Annotated in this window: 17 protein-coding genes and 3 tRNA genes; 5 read left to right on the forward strand and 15 right to left on the reverse strand. The window is 57.1% G+C overall.

The features are described from left to right. Positions 1–374: 374 nt before the first annotated feature. The 11 genes from HZR81_RS22180 to HZR81_RS22230 form a co-directional block, all read right to left on the reverse strand. Positions 375–518 (reverse strand): IS3 family transposase, encoded by a 144-nt coding sequence (locus HZR81_RS22180; protein ID WP_500129286.1) that lies wholly within the window; start codon positions 516–518, stop codon positions 375–377. 232 nt (positions 519–750) lie between these two features. Next, a tRNA-Pro gene (locus HZR81_RS22185) sits at positions 751–827 on the reverse strand. An 83-nt stretch (positions 828–910) separates the two neighbouring features. Further along, positions 911–1,267, reverse strand: a complete 357-nt coding sequence (locus HZR81_RS22190) for a MerR family transcriptional regulator (protein WP_063541047.1) — start codon at positions 1,265–1,267, stop codon at positions 911–913. Then, on the reverse strand, positions 1,248–1,550 hold the full coding sequence (gene ihfA / locus HZR81_RS22195) for an integration host factor subunit alpha (protein WP_003282572.1): 303 nt from the start codon (positions 1,548–1,550) through the stop codon (positions 1,248–1,250). Before ihfA ends, HZR81_RS22190 begins: the two co-directional genes overlap by 20 nt. A gap of 3 nt (positions 1,551–1,553) precedes the next feature. Beyond that, entirely contained in the window at positions 1,554–3,932 is a 2,379-nt protein-coding gene (gene pheT, locus HZR81_RS22200) for a phenylalanine--tRNA ligase subunit beta (protein WP_500129285.1), read from the reverse strand. 36 nt (positions 3,933–3,968) lie between these two features. After that, positions 3,969–4,985, reverse strand: a complete 1,017-nt coding sequence (pheS, locus tag HZR81_RS22205) for a phenylalanine--tRNA ligase subunit alpha (protein ID WP_063541073.1) — start codon at positions 4,983–4,985, stop codon at positions 3,969–3,971. Positions 4,986–5,158: 173 nt separating this feature from the next. Then, positions 5,159–5,515 carry a 50S ribosomal protein L20 gene (rplT, locus tag HZR81_RS22210; RefSeq protein WP_003282569.1) on the reverse strand — a complete coding sequence of 119 codons (357 nt, stop codon included), beginning with the start codon at positions 5,513–5,515 and terminating at the stop codon, positions 5,159–5,161. Positions 5,516–5,542: 27 nt separating this feature from the next. Continuing rightward, entirely contained in the window at positions 5,543–5,737 is a 195-nt protein-coding gene (gene rpmI, locus HZR81_RS22215) for a 50S ribosomal protein L35 (protein WP_003298367.1), read from the reverse strand. A 62-nt stretch (positions 5,738–5,799) separates the two neighbouring features. Further along, positions 5,800–6,351, reverse strand: coding sequence for a translation initiation factor IF-3 (gene infC, locus HZR81_RS22220; RefSeq protein WP_172974169.1), 552 nt, complete (start codon positions 6,349–6,351; stop codon positions 5,800–5,802). Then, positions 6,351–8,273 (reverse strand): threonine--tRNA ligase, encoded by a 1,923-nt coding sequence (thrS, locus tag HZR81_RS22225; RefSeq protein WP_270053308.1) that lies wholly within the window; start codon positions 8,271–8,273, stop codon positions 6,351–6,353. The genes infC and thrS overlap by 1 nt, the downstream gene beginning before the upstream one ends. A 228-nt stretch (positions 8,274–8,501) precedes the next feature. Then, positions 8,502–8,578, reverse strand: a tRNA-Val gene (locus HZR81_RS22230). Between the two features lie 169 nt (positions 8,579–8,747). On the opposite strand from HZR81_RS22230, the gene HZR81_RS22235 reads away from it, so the two are divergent. Further along, entirely contained in the window at positions 8,748–10,031 is a 1,284-nt protein-coding gene (locus HZR81_RS22235) for an NAD(P)/FAD-dependent oxidoreductase (protein WP_279641082.1), read from the forward strand. A 6-nt stretch (positions 10,032–10,037) separates the two neighbouring features. Here the strand turns inward: HZR81_RS22235 and HZR81_RS22240 are convergent, their stop codons facing one another. Both HZR81_RS22240 and HZR81_RS22245 read right to left on the reverse strand, forming a co-directional pair. Next, on the reverse strand, positions 10,038–10,988 hold the full coding sequence (locus HZR81_RS22240; protein ID WP_063541043.1) for a PA2778 family cysteine peptidase: 951 nt from the start codon (positions 10,986–10,988) through the stop codon (positions 10,038–10,040). Then, positions 10,985–11,386 carry a PA2779 family protein gene (locus tag HZR81_RS22245; RefSeq protein WP_063541042.1) on the reverse strand — a complete coding sequence of 134 codons (402 nt, stop codon included), beginning with the start codon at positions 11,384–11,386 and terminating at the stop codon, positions 10,985–10,987. The genes HZR81_RS22240 and HZR81_RS22245 overlap by 4 nt, the downstream gene beginning before the upstream one ends. A gap of 185 nt (positions 11,387–11,571) precedes the next feature. Between HZR81_RS22245 and HZR81_RS22250 the strand changes: the two genes are divergently transcribed. Next, the gene (locus HZR81_RS22250; RefSeq protein ID WP_063541041.1) at positions 11,572–11,886 is read left to right on the forward strand and encodes an I78 family peptidase inhibitor; all 315 of its coding nucleotides are present in this window, start codon (positions 11,572–11,574) and stop codon (positions 11,884–11,886) included. A gap of 57 nt (positions 11,887–11,943) precedes the next feature. Here HZR81_RS22250 and HZR81_RS22255 read toward each other — a convergent pair whose 3' ends face one another. Further along, complete coding sequence (locus HZR81_RS22255; RefSeq protein WP_125868181.1) at positions 11,944–12,972, reverse strand: acyltransferase family protein; 1,029 nt, start codon at positions 12,970–12,972, stop codon at positions 11,944–11,946. Between the two features lie 228 nt (positions 12,973–13,200). Between HZR81_RS22255 and mobA the strand changes: the two genes are divergently transcribed. The 3 genes from mobA to HZR81_RS22270 all read left to right on the forward strand — a co-directional run bounded on the left by mobA (position 13,201) and on the right by HZR81_RS22270 (position 14,288). Continuing rightward, positions 13,201–13,851 (forward strand): molybdenum cofactor guanylyltransferase MobA, encoded by a 651-nt coding sequence (mobA, locus tag HZR81_RS22260; RefSeq protein ID WP_200593511.1) that lies wholly within the window; start codon positions 13,201–13,203, stop codon positions 13,849–13,851. 4 nt (positions 13,852–13,855) lie between these two features. Continuing rightward, a complete protein-coding gene (locus HZR81_RS22265) occupies positions 13,856–14,077 on the forward strand; it encodes a YgdI/YgdR family lipoprotein (RefSeq protein WP_063541039.1) in 222 nt (73 codons plus the stop codon). Positions 14,078–14,211: 134 nt separating this feature from the next. Continuing rightward, positions 14,212–14,288: transfer RNA gene (locus HZR81_RS22270), tRNA-Pro, on the forward strand. Positions 14,289–14,392: 104 nt separating this feature from the next. Here HZR81_RS22270 and HZR81_RS22275 read toward each other — a convergent pair. Continuing rightward, positions 14,393–14,629: a glutaredoxin family protein gene (locus HZR81_RS22275; RefSeq protein WP_003298348.1), complete on the reverse strand. Its 237-nt coding sequence runs from the start codon at positions 14,627–14,629 to the stop codon at positions 14,393–14,395. Between the last annotated feature and the right edge of the window lie 289 nt (positions 14,630–14,918).

Genomic DNA, 14,918 nt, shown 5'->3' on the forward strand with positions numbered 1-14,918 from the left:
GCAAATAGCTAATACTCATAAAATCAATGTTTTTCTTTTAGATTCAGCAACTTACGAACGCTCCTAGCCAAAAACGATGCTTCACTTCAATTCGTGTTTATTTCAGCTGTGACTTGCTCAAGGAGCCATGTTCGCGCCCCGGTTACCACTGCCATCGCTCCCCAATCGACGTTAAACGCAGAGCAGCTTCGGTGGTATGCGCTGCACACACTGGAGCCCGCCTTTACGCCAACCCTGATAACGGACATCGCGTCCGAGGACAAATGATCCCCGGCACCATTTCGGACGCAGCTTACGGACAACCGAGATGCATACTGCTCTCAAAGCATGCCTCCTAGGCTAGTGGTCTGCCCCGGAACTGGTGGACAAGGTAGTTAAAAGCTACTGCTCGCATTTCGCCGTTCAAACTCCATCGGACTGAGATAGCCCAACGTTGAGTGGCGACGGCGGTGATTGTAAAAGCGGATGTACTCGAACAGGTCAGTTTCCACCTCCTGATAGCTGGCGTAGCGAGTCAGGTACTCGTCACCACCCTATGGCCCATGCTCTTGTGGCGACAAACGTGCAAACAGCCACCTCATCGCACGTTCTTGAGTCAGGCCAATTGCGGCTGGAAGATGACTTGCATATTCAGAAACCCTCGGAAAGGTTCTACAAATAGGATTTTGCTGGTATTTTGCAGAAATTTTGCAGGCGCCAGAAATAAAAAAATCCAGTCACCGCTAAGTGACTGGATTTCTTGAGGTTTTTTGGTCGGGACGGAGTGATTCGAACACTCGACCCCTTGCACCCCATGCAAGTGCGCTACCAGGCTGCGCTACGCCCCGACTAATGCTATCAGCACTGCTGAAAGCGGGAAGAACTATACATTAAGCATCTGAAAATGTGAAAGTTTTTTCGATGCCCCTTGCTACTTTCGGAGTACCTGAAGGACTTCTTCCAACTCCGAGATCATCTGACGGATCAGTTGCTTGTACTGCGTCGTGTCTTCCCGGGCCTCCTCGCCTGACATACGCTGGCGGGCTCCTCCGATCGTGAAGCCCTGCTCGTAGAGAAGCGAACGAATCTGACGAATCATCAGGACGTCCTGACGCTGGTAGTAACGTCGGTTACCACGGCGCTTCACTGGGTTGAGCTGGGGGAATTCCTGCTCCCAATAACGCAAAACGTGAGGCTTCACCGCGCAGAGCTCGCTGACCTCTCCGATAGTGAAGTAACGTTTGCCCGGTATCGTCGGGAGTTCGTCGTTATGACTTGGTTCCAGCATATGCTTCGACCCTGGCTTTGAGCTTCTGCCCTGGACGGAACGTTACAACACGACGTGCCGTGATAGGAATTTCCTCTCCAGTTTTAGGATTACGTCCTGGGCGCTGCCGCTTGTCGCGCAGGTCGAAATTGCCGAAACCGGATAGCTTGACCTGTTCATTGTGCTCGAGCGCCTGACGAATCTCCTCGAAAAACAGCTCGACCAGTTCCTTGGCCTCGCGCTTATTCAAGCCCAGCTCTTCATATAGACGTTCCGCCATTTCAGCTTTCGTCAGAGCCCCCATACGCTATTTCCTTAACGTGGCATTGAACCTTTCTTCCAAGGAGGTGAGGATCTTCAGCATCGTTTCGTTCACCTCATCGTCGTTTAGAGTGCGCGAAGGGTGCTGCCAGGTCAAGCCGACTGCCACACTTTTGCTAAGAGGATCAATACCTTTTCCCTGATAGACGTCAAATAGCTTGAGGTCGGTCAGATTAGCGCCCGCGACGACGCGAATGCAGTCCAGTATGTCCTGAGCCATCACCTCGCGCCCGACCAGAACCGCAAGGTCCCGACGGACTTCCGGGAAGCGCGAAAGCTCAGCGAAGGACGGCATGCGCCCCTCGGCTATCTCGGCAAGCTTGAGTTCAAATAGATAGACAGGCTGATCGATACCCAACGCGCTCGCCAGTTCCGGGTGCAAACTGCCAACAAATCCGACCAACTGCCCATCACGCTCGACCCGAGCGGTTTGCCCTGGGTGCAATGCTGGATGCTCACCTGGCACGAAACGATAGGCGCCAGCGTTGCCGGCAAACGCGAGCAATGCTTCGACATCTGCCTTGACGTCGAAAAAATCCACCGTTTCGCTGGTATTCGCCCAACCCTCGGGCTCACGACTGCCCGTCACCACACCTGCCAACATGGCGTCCTGCTCGAGCCCGGGCAGCTGACCAACAAATCGCAGCCCCGCCTCGAACAGGCGAACGCGCGACTGCTGTCGATTGAGGTTGTATTGCAATGCCTTGACCAACCCTGGCCAGAGCGATGCGCGCATTGCAGCCATATCTGCCGAAATCGGATTGGCCAGCTCCAAAGGTTTCACGCCAGGGCTGAACAGCTCGAACAGCTTGGGATCGATGAAGCTGTAGGTGATCGCTTCTTGATAACCACGCGCCACCAACAAACGTCGCAGCAATGGCAGCTCCGCACGCGCTTCGGGCTTCGCAACGGGCGCGAGACGGGCCTGCGGGTAACGTACGGGTAGACGGTCATAGCCGTACAGGCGTCCCAGTTCCTCGATCAGATCGACTTCCAGGCTGATGTCGAATCGATGACTCGGAACGGAAACCTGCCAACGCCCCTCAGCGTCCTGTGCAACGGTGAGCCCCAGCGAGGTCAGCAAGCGCACTACTTCGCCATGGTCCAGCTCCAACCCCAACATCTGGTTGATGCGCTCGGCACGTAGGGTTACCGGGGCAATGTTTGGCAGATCACCTTCGCTGGCCGCCTCGACGATTGGGCCTGCCTCTCCACCAACGATTTCGAGGAGCAAATTGGTTGCCCGCTCCATTGCACGATGTGGAAGCTGCGAGTCGACGCCACGCTCGAAGCGATGCGAGGCATCCGTATGCAGGCCGTATGAACGCGCCTTGCCGGCCAACGCGATGGTGTCGAAGAACGCACTTTCGAGAAAGATGCTGCGAGTGGAGGCGCTCACACCGCTGTGTTCCCCCCCCATGACCCCAGCGACAGCAAGCGGTCGCTCATGGTCGGCGATAACCAACGTATCGCTGCGCAAGACGATCTCCTGGCCATCCAGCAGAACCAGCTTTTCGCCTTCGTCTGCCATACGGACCCGAATGCCGCCCTTGATCTCATCGAGATCGAATGCGTGCAACGGCTGACCCAGCTCAAGCATCACGTAGTTAGTGACGTCGACAACCGCATCGATGCTGCGAATATCGGAGCGACGCAGGCGCTCTACCATCCAGAGGGGCGCCGGACGCGACAGGTCGACATTGCGGATTACCCGTCCGAGATAGCGTGGGCATGCCTTCGGGGCTAGAACCTCGACCGGACGTACATCTTGGTGCACAACCTTAGCCGCAGCAAAATCCACAGAACGCACTTCAGCTCCGTAGATCGCTCCGACCTCTCGAGCCAAACCGGCGAGCGACAGGCAATCGCCGCGGTTCGGCGTCAGACCAATTTCGATGCTTACATCGTCTAGATCAAGGTATTCGCGCAGATCGGCGCCAACCGGCGCACCAGCTGCCAGCTCCATCAGACCGCTGTCGTCGCTGCCTATCTGCAGCTCGGTTTCAGAACACAGCATGCCGTTGGATTCAACGCCACGCAGCTTGGCCTTTTTGATCTTGAAATCACCCGGCAACTGGGCCCCGATCATGGCGAAAGGAATCTTCAGTCCAGGGCGCACGTTTGGCGCGCCGCACACCACCTGAAAAGTCTCCTTGCCGTTGCTGACCTGGCAAACTCTGAGCTTGTCGGCATCGGGGTGCTGCGCTGTTTCCAGCACCTCGCCGACGATCACGCCACTGAAGCTGCCGGCAACCGGCGTCACGGCATCGACTTCAAGCCCAACCATGGACAGGCGGGCAACCAACTCTTCACGCGAAACCTGCGGATTAACCCAGCTCCGCAGCCACTGTTCACTGAATTTCATCCTGTTCTCCTAAATATGCGTTGACGGTCGGCGGCACTAGCGAAATTGCGCAAGGAACCGCAGGTCATTGTCGAAGAACAGGCGCAAATCATTGACGCCGTAACGCAGCATGGCGAGGCGCTCGACGCCCATGCCAAAGGCGAAACCGGAATAGCGCTCCGGATCGATTCCCGACATCCGCAATACGTTTGGATGCACCATGCCGCAACCCATGACCTCGAGCCAGCCGGTCTGCTTGCAGACACGACAACCCTTGCCGCTACACATCACGCACTGCATGTCGACTTCCGCAGACGGCTCGGTGAAAGGGAAGAACGATGGACGGAAGCGCACGCCAAGTGGCTTCTCAAAGAACACGCGGAGGAACTCCTCAATAGTTCCCTTGAGGTCCGCAAAGCTGACACCTTCGTCGACCAGCAGACCTTCGACCTGATGAAACATCGGCGAGTGGGTGATATCCGAGTCGCAGCGATAGACGCGGCCTGGGCATACGATTCGAATTGGTGGCTGGCGAGATTCCATGGTGCGCACCTGCACGGGCGAAGTGTGTGTGCGCAGCAACATGTTGGCATTGAAGTAGAAAGTGTCGTGCATCGCCCGCGCGGGATGATGCCCCGGAATATTCAGCGCTTCGAAGTTGTGATAGTCGTCTTCAACCTCTGGGCCCTCCGCAACGCTGTAGCCGATATGACTGAAGAACTGTTCGACCCGCTCCAGCGTACGGGTCACCGGATGCAACCCGCCGGACGCCTCACCGCGGCCCGGCAAGGTTACATCGATTCGCTCAGCAGCCAGCTTGGCTTCTAGCTCAGCCTGTTCCAGATCGGCCTTGCGAGCATTGAGCACATCCTGCACCTGATTCTTGGCAGCGTTGATCAACGCGCCGGCCTGCGGACGCTCTTCGGCAGACAGCTTACCCAGCGTTTGCATCAGCTGAGTCAGCTCGCCCTTCTTGCCAAGGTACTGAACACGGACCTGCTCAAGGGCACCGATGTCTTCGCTTCGTTGCACGGCCTCTAGCGCTTGCGAGACCAGTGCATCCAGATTTTCCATGTACATAACCTCCAGAGGTTCTTGCAGAACCGCACTGGCTAGACGCCTCATGCAGGCTGTCGCCAAGCGCACTTTTGCAAAAGCCCCTTCCAGATACGAAATAGGGGAAGAGCACAAGGCTCTTCCCCTATCGATGACTTACAACGAATCCGAAGATCCGTGATTGCCGGGGCTTAAGCCAGAGAAGCTTTGGCTTTCTCGACAATCGCAGCAAAGGCTGCTTTTTCGTTCACTGCCAGATCGGCCAGAACCTTGCGATCGATCTCGATGGCCGCCTTCTTCAGACCGGCGATCAGACGGCTGTAGGACAGACCGTTGACACGAGCACCGGCGTTGATACGGGCGATCCACAGAGCGCGGAACTGACGCTTGCGCTGACGACGGTCACGGTAGGCGTACTGACCTGCCTTGATTACCGCCTGCTTGGCAACGCGGAATACGCGAGAACGCGCACCGTAGTAGCCTTTGGCGAGTTTCAGAATTTTCTTGTGACGGCGACGGGCAACGACGCCACGCTTAACACGAGCCATGAGTTATTCCTCTGAGTCTTGACCGGATCAACGAACGCGCAGCATGCGCTCCACTTTTGCGACGTCGGACGGATGCACTTGCGAGCAACCGCGCAGCTGACGCTTACGCTTGGTGGTCATCTTGGTCAGGATGTGGCTCTTGAAAGCGTGCTTGTGCTTGAAGCCGTTAGCAGTCTTCTTGAAGCGCTTCGCAGCACCACTTTTGGTTTTCATCTTTGGCATGTTCGGTACTCCACATTGTGGGTGATTACAAATAACCGCAAGGCCTGCCAGTGCCCTGGAGGTTACTTTTTCTTCTTGGGAGCGATGACCATGATCAGCTGGCGTCCTTCCATCTTCGGATGCTGCTCGACCGAACCGTATTCAGCGAGATCTGTCTCGACCCGCTTCAACAATTCCATCCCCAGCTCCTGATGAGCCATCTCACGACCGCGGAATCGCAAGGATACCTTGGCCCTGTCCCCGTCACTCAGGAAACGCACCAGGTTACGCAGCTTGACCTGGTAGTCCCCCTCCTCCGTCCCTGGACGAAACTTTACTTCTTTGACCTGAACCTGCTTCTGGTTCTTCTTCGCCGCAGCGACCTGCTTCTTCTTCTCGAAAAGGTGCTTGCCGTAATCCATGATCCGGCACACCGGAGGATTCGCATCGGCAGAGATCTCAACCAGATCCAGTTTGGCCTCTTCTGCAACCTGCAGCGCTTCATCAATCGAGACGATGCCAATCTGCTCGCCATCAGCGCCAATCAAACGGACCTCACGAGCCGAGATATTCTCGTTGATCGGGGCCTTGGGTGCAGTTCGTTTATCCTGTCTCATTTCACGCTTAATAGTCATTACTCCAATTCTTGGCGACCACGCCGGGAAACCGCCTGTGCCAACTGCTGCGCGAATTGATCGAGGGGCATGGAGCCCAAATCGACGCCTTCACGGGTGCGCACAGCAACGGATCGAGTCTCAACCTCCCGATCCCCGATAACCAAGAGATAAGGAGTCTTGAGCAAAGTATGCTCGCGGATTTTAAAGCCGATCTTTTCGTTTCTCAAGTCACACTTGGCACGGAATCCGCTTTGGACGAGGCTTTTCTCGACTTCCATGGCAAATGCAGCCTGCTTGTCGGTGATATTCATGATCACCGCCTGAGTCGGAGCGAGCCAAGCAGGGAATGCGCCAGCGTAGTGCTCGATGAGCATACCGATGAAACGCTCGAACGAACCGAGAATGGCACGGTGCAGCATCACCGGCCGCTGGCGGCTATTATCTTCAGCGACGAAGCTGGCATCCAGGCGCTCAGGCAGGTTCGGATCGTACTGCAGGGTGCCGCATTGCCAATTACGCCCCAGGCAATCACGCAAGGTGAACTCGATCTTCGGTCCGTAAAATGCTCCTTCGCCCGGCTGATATTCCCATGCCAGCCCGGACTCGTTGAGCGCCTCGGCCAGCGCACCCTCGGCACGATCCCACAACTCATCGGAGCCTACACGCTTGGCTGGACGAGTGGAGAGCTTCATGGCGATGTCGCTGAAACCGAAATCGGCATAGACCTTGAGCGTCAACTTGATGAAGTCGGCAGCCTCCTTCTTCACCTGCTCTTCGGTGCAAAAGATGTGCGCATCATCCTGAGTGAAGCCGCGCACACGCATGATGCCGTGCAGCGCGCCGGAAGGCTCGTTACGGTGGCAGGCGCCGAACTCAGCCATGCGCAGCGGTAAGTCACGATAGGACTTCAGGCCTTGGTTGAAGATCTGCACATGACACGGGCAGTTCATCGGCTTCACCGCATAATCGCGATTCTCCGACGAGGTGGTGAACATGTTCTCGGCGTAGTTGGACCAATGCCCAGACTTTTCCCACAGGATGCGATCGACCACCTGCGGCGTACGCACCTCCTGATAGCCGTTCTCGCGCTGCACCTGACGCATGTACTGCTCGAGGTTCTGGTACAGGGTCCAGCCGGCCGGATGCCAGAAGACCATACCCGGCGCTTCCTCTTGCGTATGAAAGAGGTCGAGCTGCTTGCCGATGCGACGATGATCGCGCTTCTCGGCCTCCTCTATGCGCTGGATGTAAGCGGCCAGCTGCTTTTTGTCGGCCCAGGCAGTGCCATAGATGCGCTGCAGCTGTTCGTTCTTTGAGTCACCACGCCAGTAGGCCCCGGAAATGCGGGTCAGCTTGAACGCCTTGAGGAAACGGGTATTCGGCACATGCGGGCCTCGGCACATGTCGACATATTCTTCGTGGTAGTACAAACCCATCGCCTGCTCGTCGGGCATATCCTCGATCAGACGCAGCTTGTAATCCTCGCCTCGGGACTTGAAGACCTCGACGACTTCGGCGCGCGGAGTCATCTTCTTGACGACGTCGTAATCACGCTCGATCAGCTCACGCATCCGCTGCTCGATGGCCGCGACATCATCAGGCGTAAAGGGCCGCTCATAGGCGATATCGTAATAAAAGCCTTCTTCGATGACCGGCCCAATAACCATGCGCGCAGTCGGATACAGCTGTTTTACTGCATGACCGATCAGGTGCGCGCAGGAGTGGCGAATGATATCCAGCCCCTCCTCATCCTTCGGCGTAATGATCTGCAACGAAGCATCCGCGTCGATCAGATCACAGGCATCGACCAATCTACCGTCGACCTTACCGGCGAGCGTCGCCTTGGCCAGGCCAGCACCAATGGACTGAGCCACCTCAGCCACGGTAACCGGGTGATCGAACGAACGCTGACTGCCATCGGGAAGAGTAATAGTGGGCATGGCGCCTCCTCTCCTAGTGGTGACCCGTACCAAAGGCCACATGGGTTGGGATGAGCCAGGAAAGCGACCCGGCGAGCATTCCCACCGCACAGTGGCAGGAGCCTGAAGGCTTACTCTCGACCGGACCGAAGTCACTGGGAAAACACGACTGGCGATACTTTCAGAATGCCGAGATCCTGACAAGCGAGCCAAAAAAAAGGGTCGCTTGCGCGACCCTTTTATTCGAATTGGTAGGCACAATTGGATTCGAACCAACGACCCCCACCATGTCAAGGTGGTGCTCTAACCAACTGAGCTATGTGCCTTCGATGGGGGCGCATTCTAAAGACTCGAAAAAAAAGGTCAAGCGGTTTTTTTTCAGCTAACTCACTGATATTTGGAAAATTTGAAAAAGCCCCTATCAGCGCTCAGTCACTGGCGAGTCGTGCGGCTAAGCGCTAGCATGCGTAAAAGATTCAGAACAGAGATTCCAATATGCCGAACACTCCCTACCCGGCCTCCTATTACGCCGCCACCGCAAACATGACCAAGGAACGCCCGACACTGCAAGAAGCGAAGCAAACGGATGTATGTGTCATCGGCGCCGGGTATACCGGGCTTTCTACCGCGCTGTTCCTGCTCGAAAAGGGCTTCAGCGTAACTGTGCTGGAAGCGGCGAAGGTCGGTTTTGGCGCCTCTGGCCGCAACGGAGGGCAAATCGTCAACAGCTACAGCCGCGACCTCGACAGCATCGAACGAAGCGTCGATAGCTCGGCCGCCAAATTGATCGGTCAAATGGCCTTCGAGGGCGGCAGGATCATCCGCGAGCGGGTCGCACGCTACAACATCCAGTGCGATCTGAAGGACGGCGGCGTGTTTGCGGCGTTAAGCCAGAAACAGATGCATCACCTCGAAGCACAGAAGGCACTGTGGGAACGATATGGCTACCACCAGCTGGAGCTGCTCGATGAGCAGGGCATCAAGCGGGTCGTAGCCAGTGATCGGTACATCGGCGGCGTGCTCGACAAGCAAGGCGGCCATATCCATCCGCTTAATCTGGCGCTCGGCGAAGCCGCTGCCGTCGAATCGTTAGGCGGCATCGTATACGAGAACTCCCCCGCCGTACGAATCGAGCGAGGCGAACAGCCATTGATACACACCCCCACCGGCAATGTCCGTGCAAAATTCGTGGTGGTCGCCGGTAACGCTTATCTGGGCGATCTGATACCGGAGCTAGCCGCCAAGTCCATGCCCTGCGGAACCCAGGTGATTGCCACTGAGCCACTCGATGACGAACTGGCGCGCAGCCTCCTCCCGCAGGACTACTGCGTGGAAGACTGCAACTACCTGCTCGATTACTACCGCCTCTCGGCCGACAAGCGCCTAATCTATGGCGGGGGGGTCGTCTACGGAGCTCGAGACCCTGCTGACATCGAATCGATTATCCACCCCAAAATGCTCAAGACGTTCCCGCAGCTGGCCAAGGTGAGAATCGACTATGCGTGGACCGGCAACTTCCTGCTCACGCTCTCCCGACTGCCTCAGGTGGGCCGCCTGGGCAACAATATCTATTATTCGCAGGGTTGCAGCGGGCATGGTGTCACTTACACCCATGTTGCCGGGAAGGTCATCGCCGAAGCATTGAGCGGCCAGGCTGAGCGATTCGATGCATTCGCCAGCCTCCCCCACTATCCATTTCCTGGCGGGCAACGCTTCCAGGCGCCACTCAGCGCACTTGGAGCTCTTTATTACAGCCTGCGCGACAGACTGGGCTTCTGATGATACCTAGCGAGCACCGCACGGCGGCGCCGGCTGGCACGATGCTGCCGACTCCCGCGTGACTGCCGGTAGCGGCGCATCGAAACGAGGGTCGTCTGGCGCCAGACGCTTAGCGCAGGACCGCGCCTGCTGCGCACCGACATGGCATCCGCGCTCGGCCAGCACATGCGAAAGATTGAACCAGCCAATGGCGAAGCCTGGGTCCGTAGCAATGCTATCCCGCAACGACCGTTCCGCCATCTCCTTCTGCCCGGCCGCGTACTGACTGTTGGCCAGCGCAAATAACCCGAGCGAAGATTTCCAACGAGCAACCGCCGCCTCATAGGCGACTCTCGCCGGGCGTACTTGCCCAACCTCCTCGAGATCACTTGCACTACGCAACCAGACGGTTTCTCGTGCCGTCGCCGGAAGCTGATCCGGGTTAAGCGTCACGACCGCCCACCGCTCGGCCTTGGACCAGGTGCGTTCGAAGTCGCGAAAGGAGGCGATCCAACGCTCGGTGGTACCAGAGCGCAACACGAGCCGTTGTTCGACAAGGTCGTAACCCACCACAACGGCGAAATGCCATTGCGGCCAACGATCGAACGCCAGGTTCTGCAGAACCAGAACTGGATTGCCGGCCGCCACTTCCGCCAGCACGTCCTCCAGGCGCGAGCGCAGCGGATAGACCAGAAGCCCCGCCGTCCGCGCTGCGGCGACCATTTCCACTTGAAGACTGCCCCTTCGCCCCGGGATGTACACCTGATCCACTAGCACATCCGGATCAGCAGGAACGCCCCGCTGCGCCAGCATGGTCGCCAGCGCAGCCGGCCCGCACTGATAGGCTTCCTGCGGGTAGAACGGCACTTCGGTCAGCTCGGCCGCAGACGGAAGGTCCGCATCGTCGAGGGATATTCTCGACGATGCACAGCCTCCGACCAGTCCGGCCAACAGAAGTACCAGCAGCAGTCGACTCAACGGTTGATGCAATTGACGAAATTGAAGATGTTGGTCGCGCAAAGCATGTCAGTGATGATGAAGATGACTAGGAACAGAACGATCACGCCGACGACGCCGGCACCAGCAGGCGCCTGATCAAGCTGCTGATTGAATTGCGCCAATTCGGCCGCAGTCAGGCTATTAATGCGCTTCTCGACCTGGTCACGCTCAACGCCCATCGATTCGAGCTTTTTCTGCACGTCCTGATCGTCCAGCATGGTCAGCAGTTGCTGCCGATCCACCTGCTGCTGTTGTTCCGTAACGACTTCCGGCGTACCGATCATGGCCGCTTGCGCCAATGGGATCTGAGCCACTAATAGCAGATGCAGGGCAGCGAGCATCGCCGCGATACGCTTGAGCAGTGGGGAATTGAACATCGTGGTCACTCCTTGTTTTCGTTGACTGCTGGATTGCACAACGCCATCAGACGCAATAACAGCGCTTCGGTTCCCGTCTGGCCGTACCGGCAGAACACCCGCAGGCCCGCATACTTCAGGTCACGTCCGTATCGGCACTATTCATAATAGTCGCGCTCCCAAACCCAGAAGTGAAAGGAGATGTCATGTTCCGACCCAATCGCAATGCGCTGATCATCGCCACCGCTGTGCTGCTATTGGCCGCGTGCAAGAGCGTCACGCAACCATCGGGCGTTGATACGCCGACTCAGAGGCAGGGGCACTGCAATTCCGATGCGGTACAGCACTTTGTGGGTAGAACGGCGACCCCTGAAGTCCTTGAGCAAGCGAGGCAACTTTCCAATGCGGAAAGAGCACGGATCCTGCGCCCCGACGATATCGTTACCCTGGAATACGATCCACGAAGGCTCAACATCAATACCGACGCAAACATGAAGATCGAACGCGTCAGCTGCGGTTGACTAAGCCAAGACTGCCATGGACCGCTCGGCGATGATGCCGAGCGGCCCGGAGTTCTATTACGCAAGGGCTTTGCGCATACGGAAGTGCGATGCCGAAATTCGCTTCGGCGGAGCAAGCAGGAAGTGCAGTCGGTACCGATTAATGATCAGCTGCGCCACCAACGGGGCGGCGGTACCGATCAGCGTACCGATCAACAAATGGACCGTAATCGAATCGATCCCCATGAACTTACTGAGTATCACGCGTACACCACTGCCCGCCAGGATATGCATCAGGTAGATGGTCATCGACGAAGCGCCGATGAACAGCAACCAGTCGACCCGGTACTGCCCAAGCCACATCGACAGCGCGACCATGAAGAAAATGGAGACAGTGGCCAAGGCCAAGACCGGCAAACCACCATCGGTGTAATTCATGCCAAACGTCACGTGAAACAGATACTGCCCAGCTATGAACATGGCTCCGAAGACTAGCGTGAGCGAAGAATATCGCGCCAGAAAGAAAGCCTTGACTTCGTTGAACCAGACACCCAACGCAAAAAACACTGTATTGCCCAAGATGAAGCGCGTCATGTTGTTGATGGTCAGGTCCTGCTGGAAAACGAACAACACACCAAACAGCACTACAAACGGCAGGAAGAACCGGCGATCTGCCTTCGCATAAAGAAAGGTGCAAACCACGAACACCAGGAACAGCGCATACAAAAACCAGAACTGCGCCCGAGGCATCCACAGCAGTGAGAAAACCTCGACCAAAGTCACCTGGCCATTGGTGTAGTTCGAGAGCGCGACTTCGAACAAACCCTGCAGCAGGGACCAGACGATAAACGGATACGCGATCGTATCGATCTTGTTGATGATCAACCCGCCCCTGCCCCGCTTCTGCAGCGAGTCAAAGAAGAACAACCCGGACAGAAAGAAGAACAGCGGCATGTGGAAGCTGTAGATGATGCTATCCACCAGCACGAACTCTGCCTCATCCATCGGCAGCCCCGCGTTGAATACCCCTCGCGCGACATGCCCGTACACAACGAGGATGATCCCTATCGCCTTGGCATAGTCAACCCAAACGTTTCTCTCCTGCATGGTGTTGTTCTCCTTGTATGTCAGCCAAATAAGCAGGCGGCATCCGCTACTCAGGAACAAGCGGATGGTGGAAATAGACAACAGCTTTTTCGGTTGGTTTAGCGCCCGGGCTTGCGGACTGTTATCGAGCATGCTCAACTCGCCCCAGACGCCCCTACAGCCGGCGCAGCTCACTCGGCGAGCGGCTTGTCATGCCGGATCAGCCCTCAACCTACTCGGATCCGAAGCGTGCCCGACTTGAGACTGCCATCCTGTTCGATTCTGCTGCTCGCCGGCGGTCGCGGGCAGCGCATGGGTGGACGGGACAAAGGCCTGATCGAATGGCGCGGGCGTCCGCTGATCGCCTGGCTACACGATCTGGTACGCCCCCTGACGGAAGACCTGCTTGTTTCCTGCAACCGCAACCGATCGCGTTATGCGATCTACGCGGATCGACTGGTGCATGACGCCAGCGAAGATTACCCCGGCCCCCTTGCAGGTATACGAGCCGGTCTAGCAGCTGCGCGCGGCCAATGGCTGCTGCTGCTACCCTGCGATACGCCGTTGATCGACCAACAGTTGCTTCGATCACTTTGCTCCGCCGCAATCGCAGCACCAGGCAAACCGGTCATGCTGCGCCGCGGACAACAGTGGGAGCCGTTATTCAGCATCATCCCGACCTCGTTGACACCAGAGGTCGAAGCTCATTGGCTGGCCGGCGAGCGCAGCCCGCAGCGGCTTCTACTGAAGCTCGGAGCGCATGCCGTTCGGGTCGCCGAAGACGACATTCGCCTTGCCAATCTAAACACCCCGGAACTGCTTGCGGCCGCCGAGCTTGCGCTGGGAACTTCATATGGGAGCGTTCCGTCCGATGTGTTAACCATACTTCAGAAGGAATAGCCTCATGCGCCAACGCTACTTCGTGACTCTGGTTCTTGCGCTGGGCTTCGGCATGCTCGCCGGCTGCGCCAACCCAAGCGTGATCACGCTAAACGACGGCCGAGAAATACAGACCCTCGATCGGCCCGACTTCGACGATGAGTCCGGCTTCTACGAGTATGAACAGCTCGACGGCAAGCCTGGAAAAGTAAACAAGGACCAAGTGCGCACCGTACGAGAGTTATGACATCACTCCCTGAGCCACCTCGAACGAGGCGGCCCAGGACTCATGACATTCGTCCAGGACAGGCTCCCCGATCAAAAAAATCCTGCATAACGTCTTGTGCAGCAAAACTTTTTCTGTAGAATGCGCGCCATCTTCGGAGCGTAGCGCAGCTTGGTAGCGCGTCTCGTTCGGGACGAGAAGGTCGCTGGTTCGAATCCAGTCGCTCCGACCATTTCCCGATATCAGCGCTTTTTGGCGTGCTATCTGATGTATCTAAAACCGGCTCTTGCAGCCGGTTTTTCTGTTTTGGCCTGGCGACATTTTGCCGCTCTTCAATCATTCAAGAAAGCGGACAACCTGCTCAACTTCAAACGGCCAATCCAACTCCGCCCCCGTATCCACCCGACGCAGTACGGGAATACGCAGGCCGTAATCCTCGACCCATTCCACCCTGTCCGCCACGTCCAGCAGCTCCACCAGCAGCCCGTGCTCCACCAGCGGCATCACGACCGCTTCAGCCTGCTCACACAGGTGACAGCCCAGGGTTCCAAACAGCTGGCATTCAGGAAGCATCACGGCGGCCCGTCGAAGGATTTGTCGAGCGACTGATTCTAGCAGGTTGATTACCGAGCAATTGGCAGTCGGCTGGCCCACCACGTTCGGTGCAGGTCAAAAAACGAGACACCACCCTCACTCAAGACTTCGGCATTCGACTAGTGGCCATCAAACCGTTAGGATTCGGCTGCCCACCAGAACAATAATCCGGCGGGCCGGAAGTGGTAAGACGTTTTGTAGCCTAACGAGACTATCGAACAAACCACTCCTGACCTTGACGCCCCAGCCCTAAAGACTAAGGTCTAAA

The organism is Pseudomonas sp. LM13, assembly GCF_041381355.1.
GTDB classification, from domain to species: Bacteria; Pseudomonadota; Gammaproteobacteria; order Pseudomonadales; family Pseudomonadaceae; genus Stutzerimonas; species Stutzerimonas frequens.

Coding starts and splice junctions, on each gene's coding strand:
- HZR81_RS22250 (WP_063541041.1), top strand. CDS start 11,572: ATGTTCCGACCCAATCGCAATGCGCTGATCATCGCCACCGCTGTGCTG.
- HZR81_RS22255 (WP_125868181.1), bottom strand. CDS start 12,972: ATGCAGGAGAGAAACGTTTGGGTTGACTATGCCAAGGCGATAGGGATC.
- ihfA (WP_003282572.1), bottom strand. CDS start 1,550: ATGGGGGCTCTGACGAAAGCTGAAATGGCGGAACGTCTATATGAAGAG.
- pheT (WP_500129285.1), bottom strand. CDS start 3,932: ATGAAATTCAGTGAACAGTGGCTGCGGAGCTGGGTTAATCCGCAGGTT.
- HZR81_RS22235 (WP_279641082.1), top strand. CDS start 8,748: ATGCCGAACACTCCCTACCCGGCCTCCTATTACGCCGCCACCGCAAAC.
- HZR81_RS22190 (WP_063541047.1), bottom strand. CDS start 1,267: ATGCTGGAACCAAGTCATAACGACGAACTCCCGACGATACCGGGCAAA.
- HZR81_RS22275 (WP_003298348.1), bottom strand. CDS start 14,629: ATGCTTCCTGAATGCCAGCTGTTTGGAACCCTGGGCTGTCACCTGTGT.
- pheS (WP_063541073.1), bottom strand. CDS start 4,985: ATGGAAAATCTGGATGCACTGGTCTCGCAAGCGCTAGAGGCCGTGCAA.
- rpmI (WP_003298367.1), bottom strand. CDS start 5,737: ATGCCAAAGATGAAAACCAAAAGTGGTGCTGCGAAGCGCTTCAAGAAG.
- HZR81_RS22245 (WP_063541042.1), bottom strand. CDS start 11,386: ATGTTCAATTCCCCACTGCTCAAGCGTATCGCGGCGATGCTCGCTGCC.
- infC (WP_172974169.1), bottom strand. CDS start 6,351: ATGACTATTAAGCGTGAAATGAGACAGGATAAACGAACTGCACCCAAG.
- HZR81_RS22265 (WP_063541039.1), top strand. CDS start 13,856: ATGCGCCAACGCTACTTCGTGACTCTGGTTCTTGCGCTGGGCTTCGGC.
- thrS (WP_270053308.1), bottom strand. CDS start 8,273: ATGCCCACTATTACTCTTCCCGATGGCAGTCAGCGTTCGTTCGATCAC.
- rplT (WP_003282569.1), bottom strand. CDS start 5,515: ATGGCTCGTGTTAAGCGTGGCGTCGTTGCCCGTCGCCGTCACAAGAAA.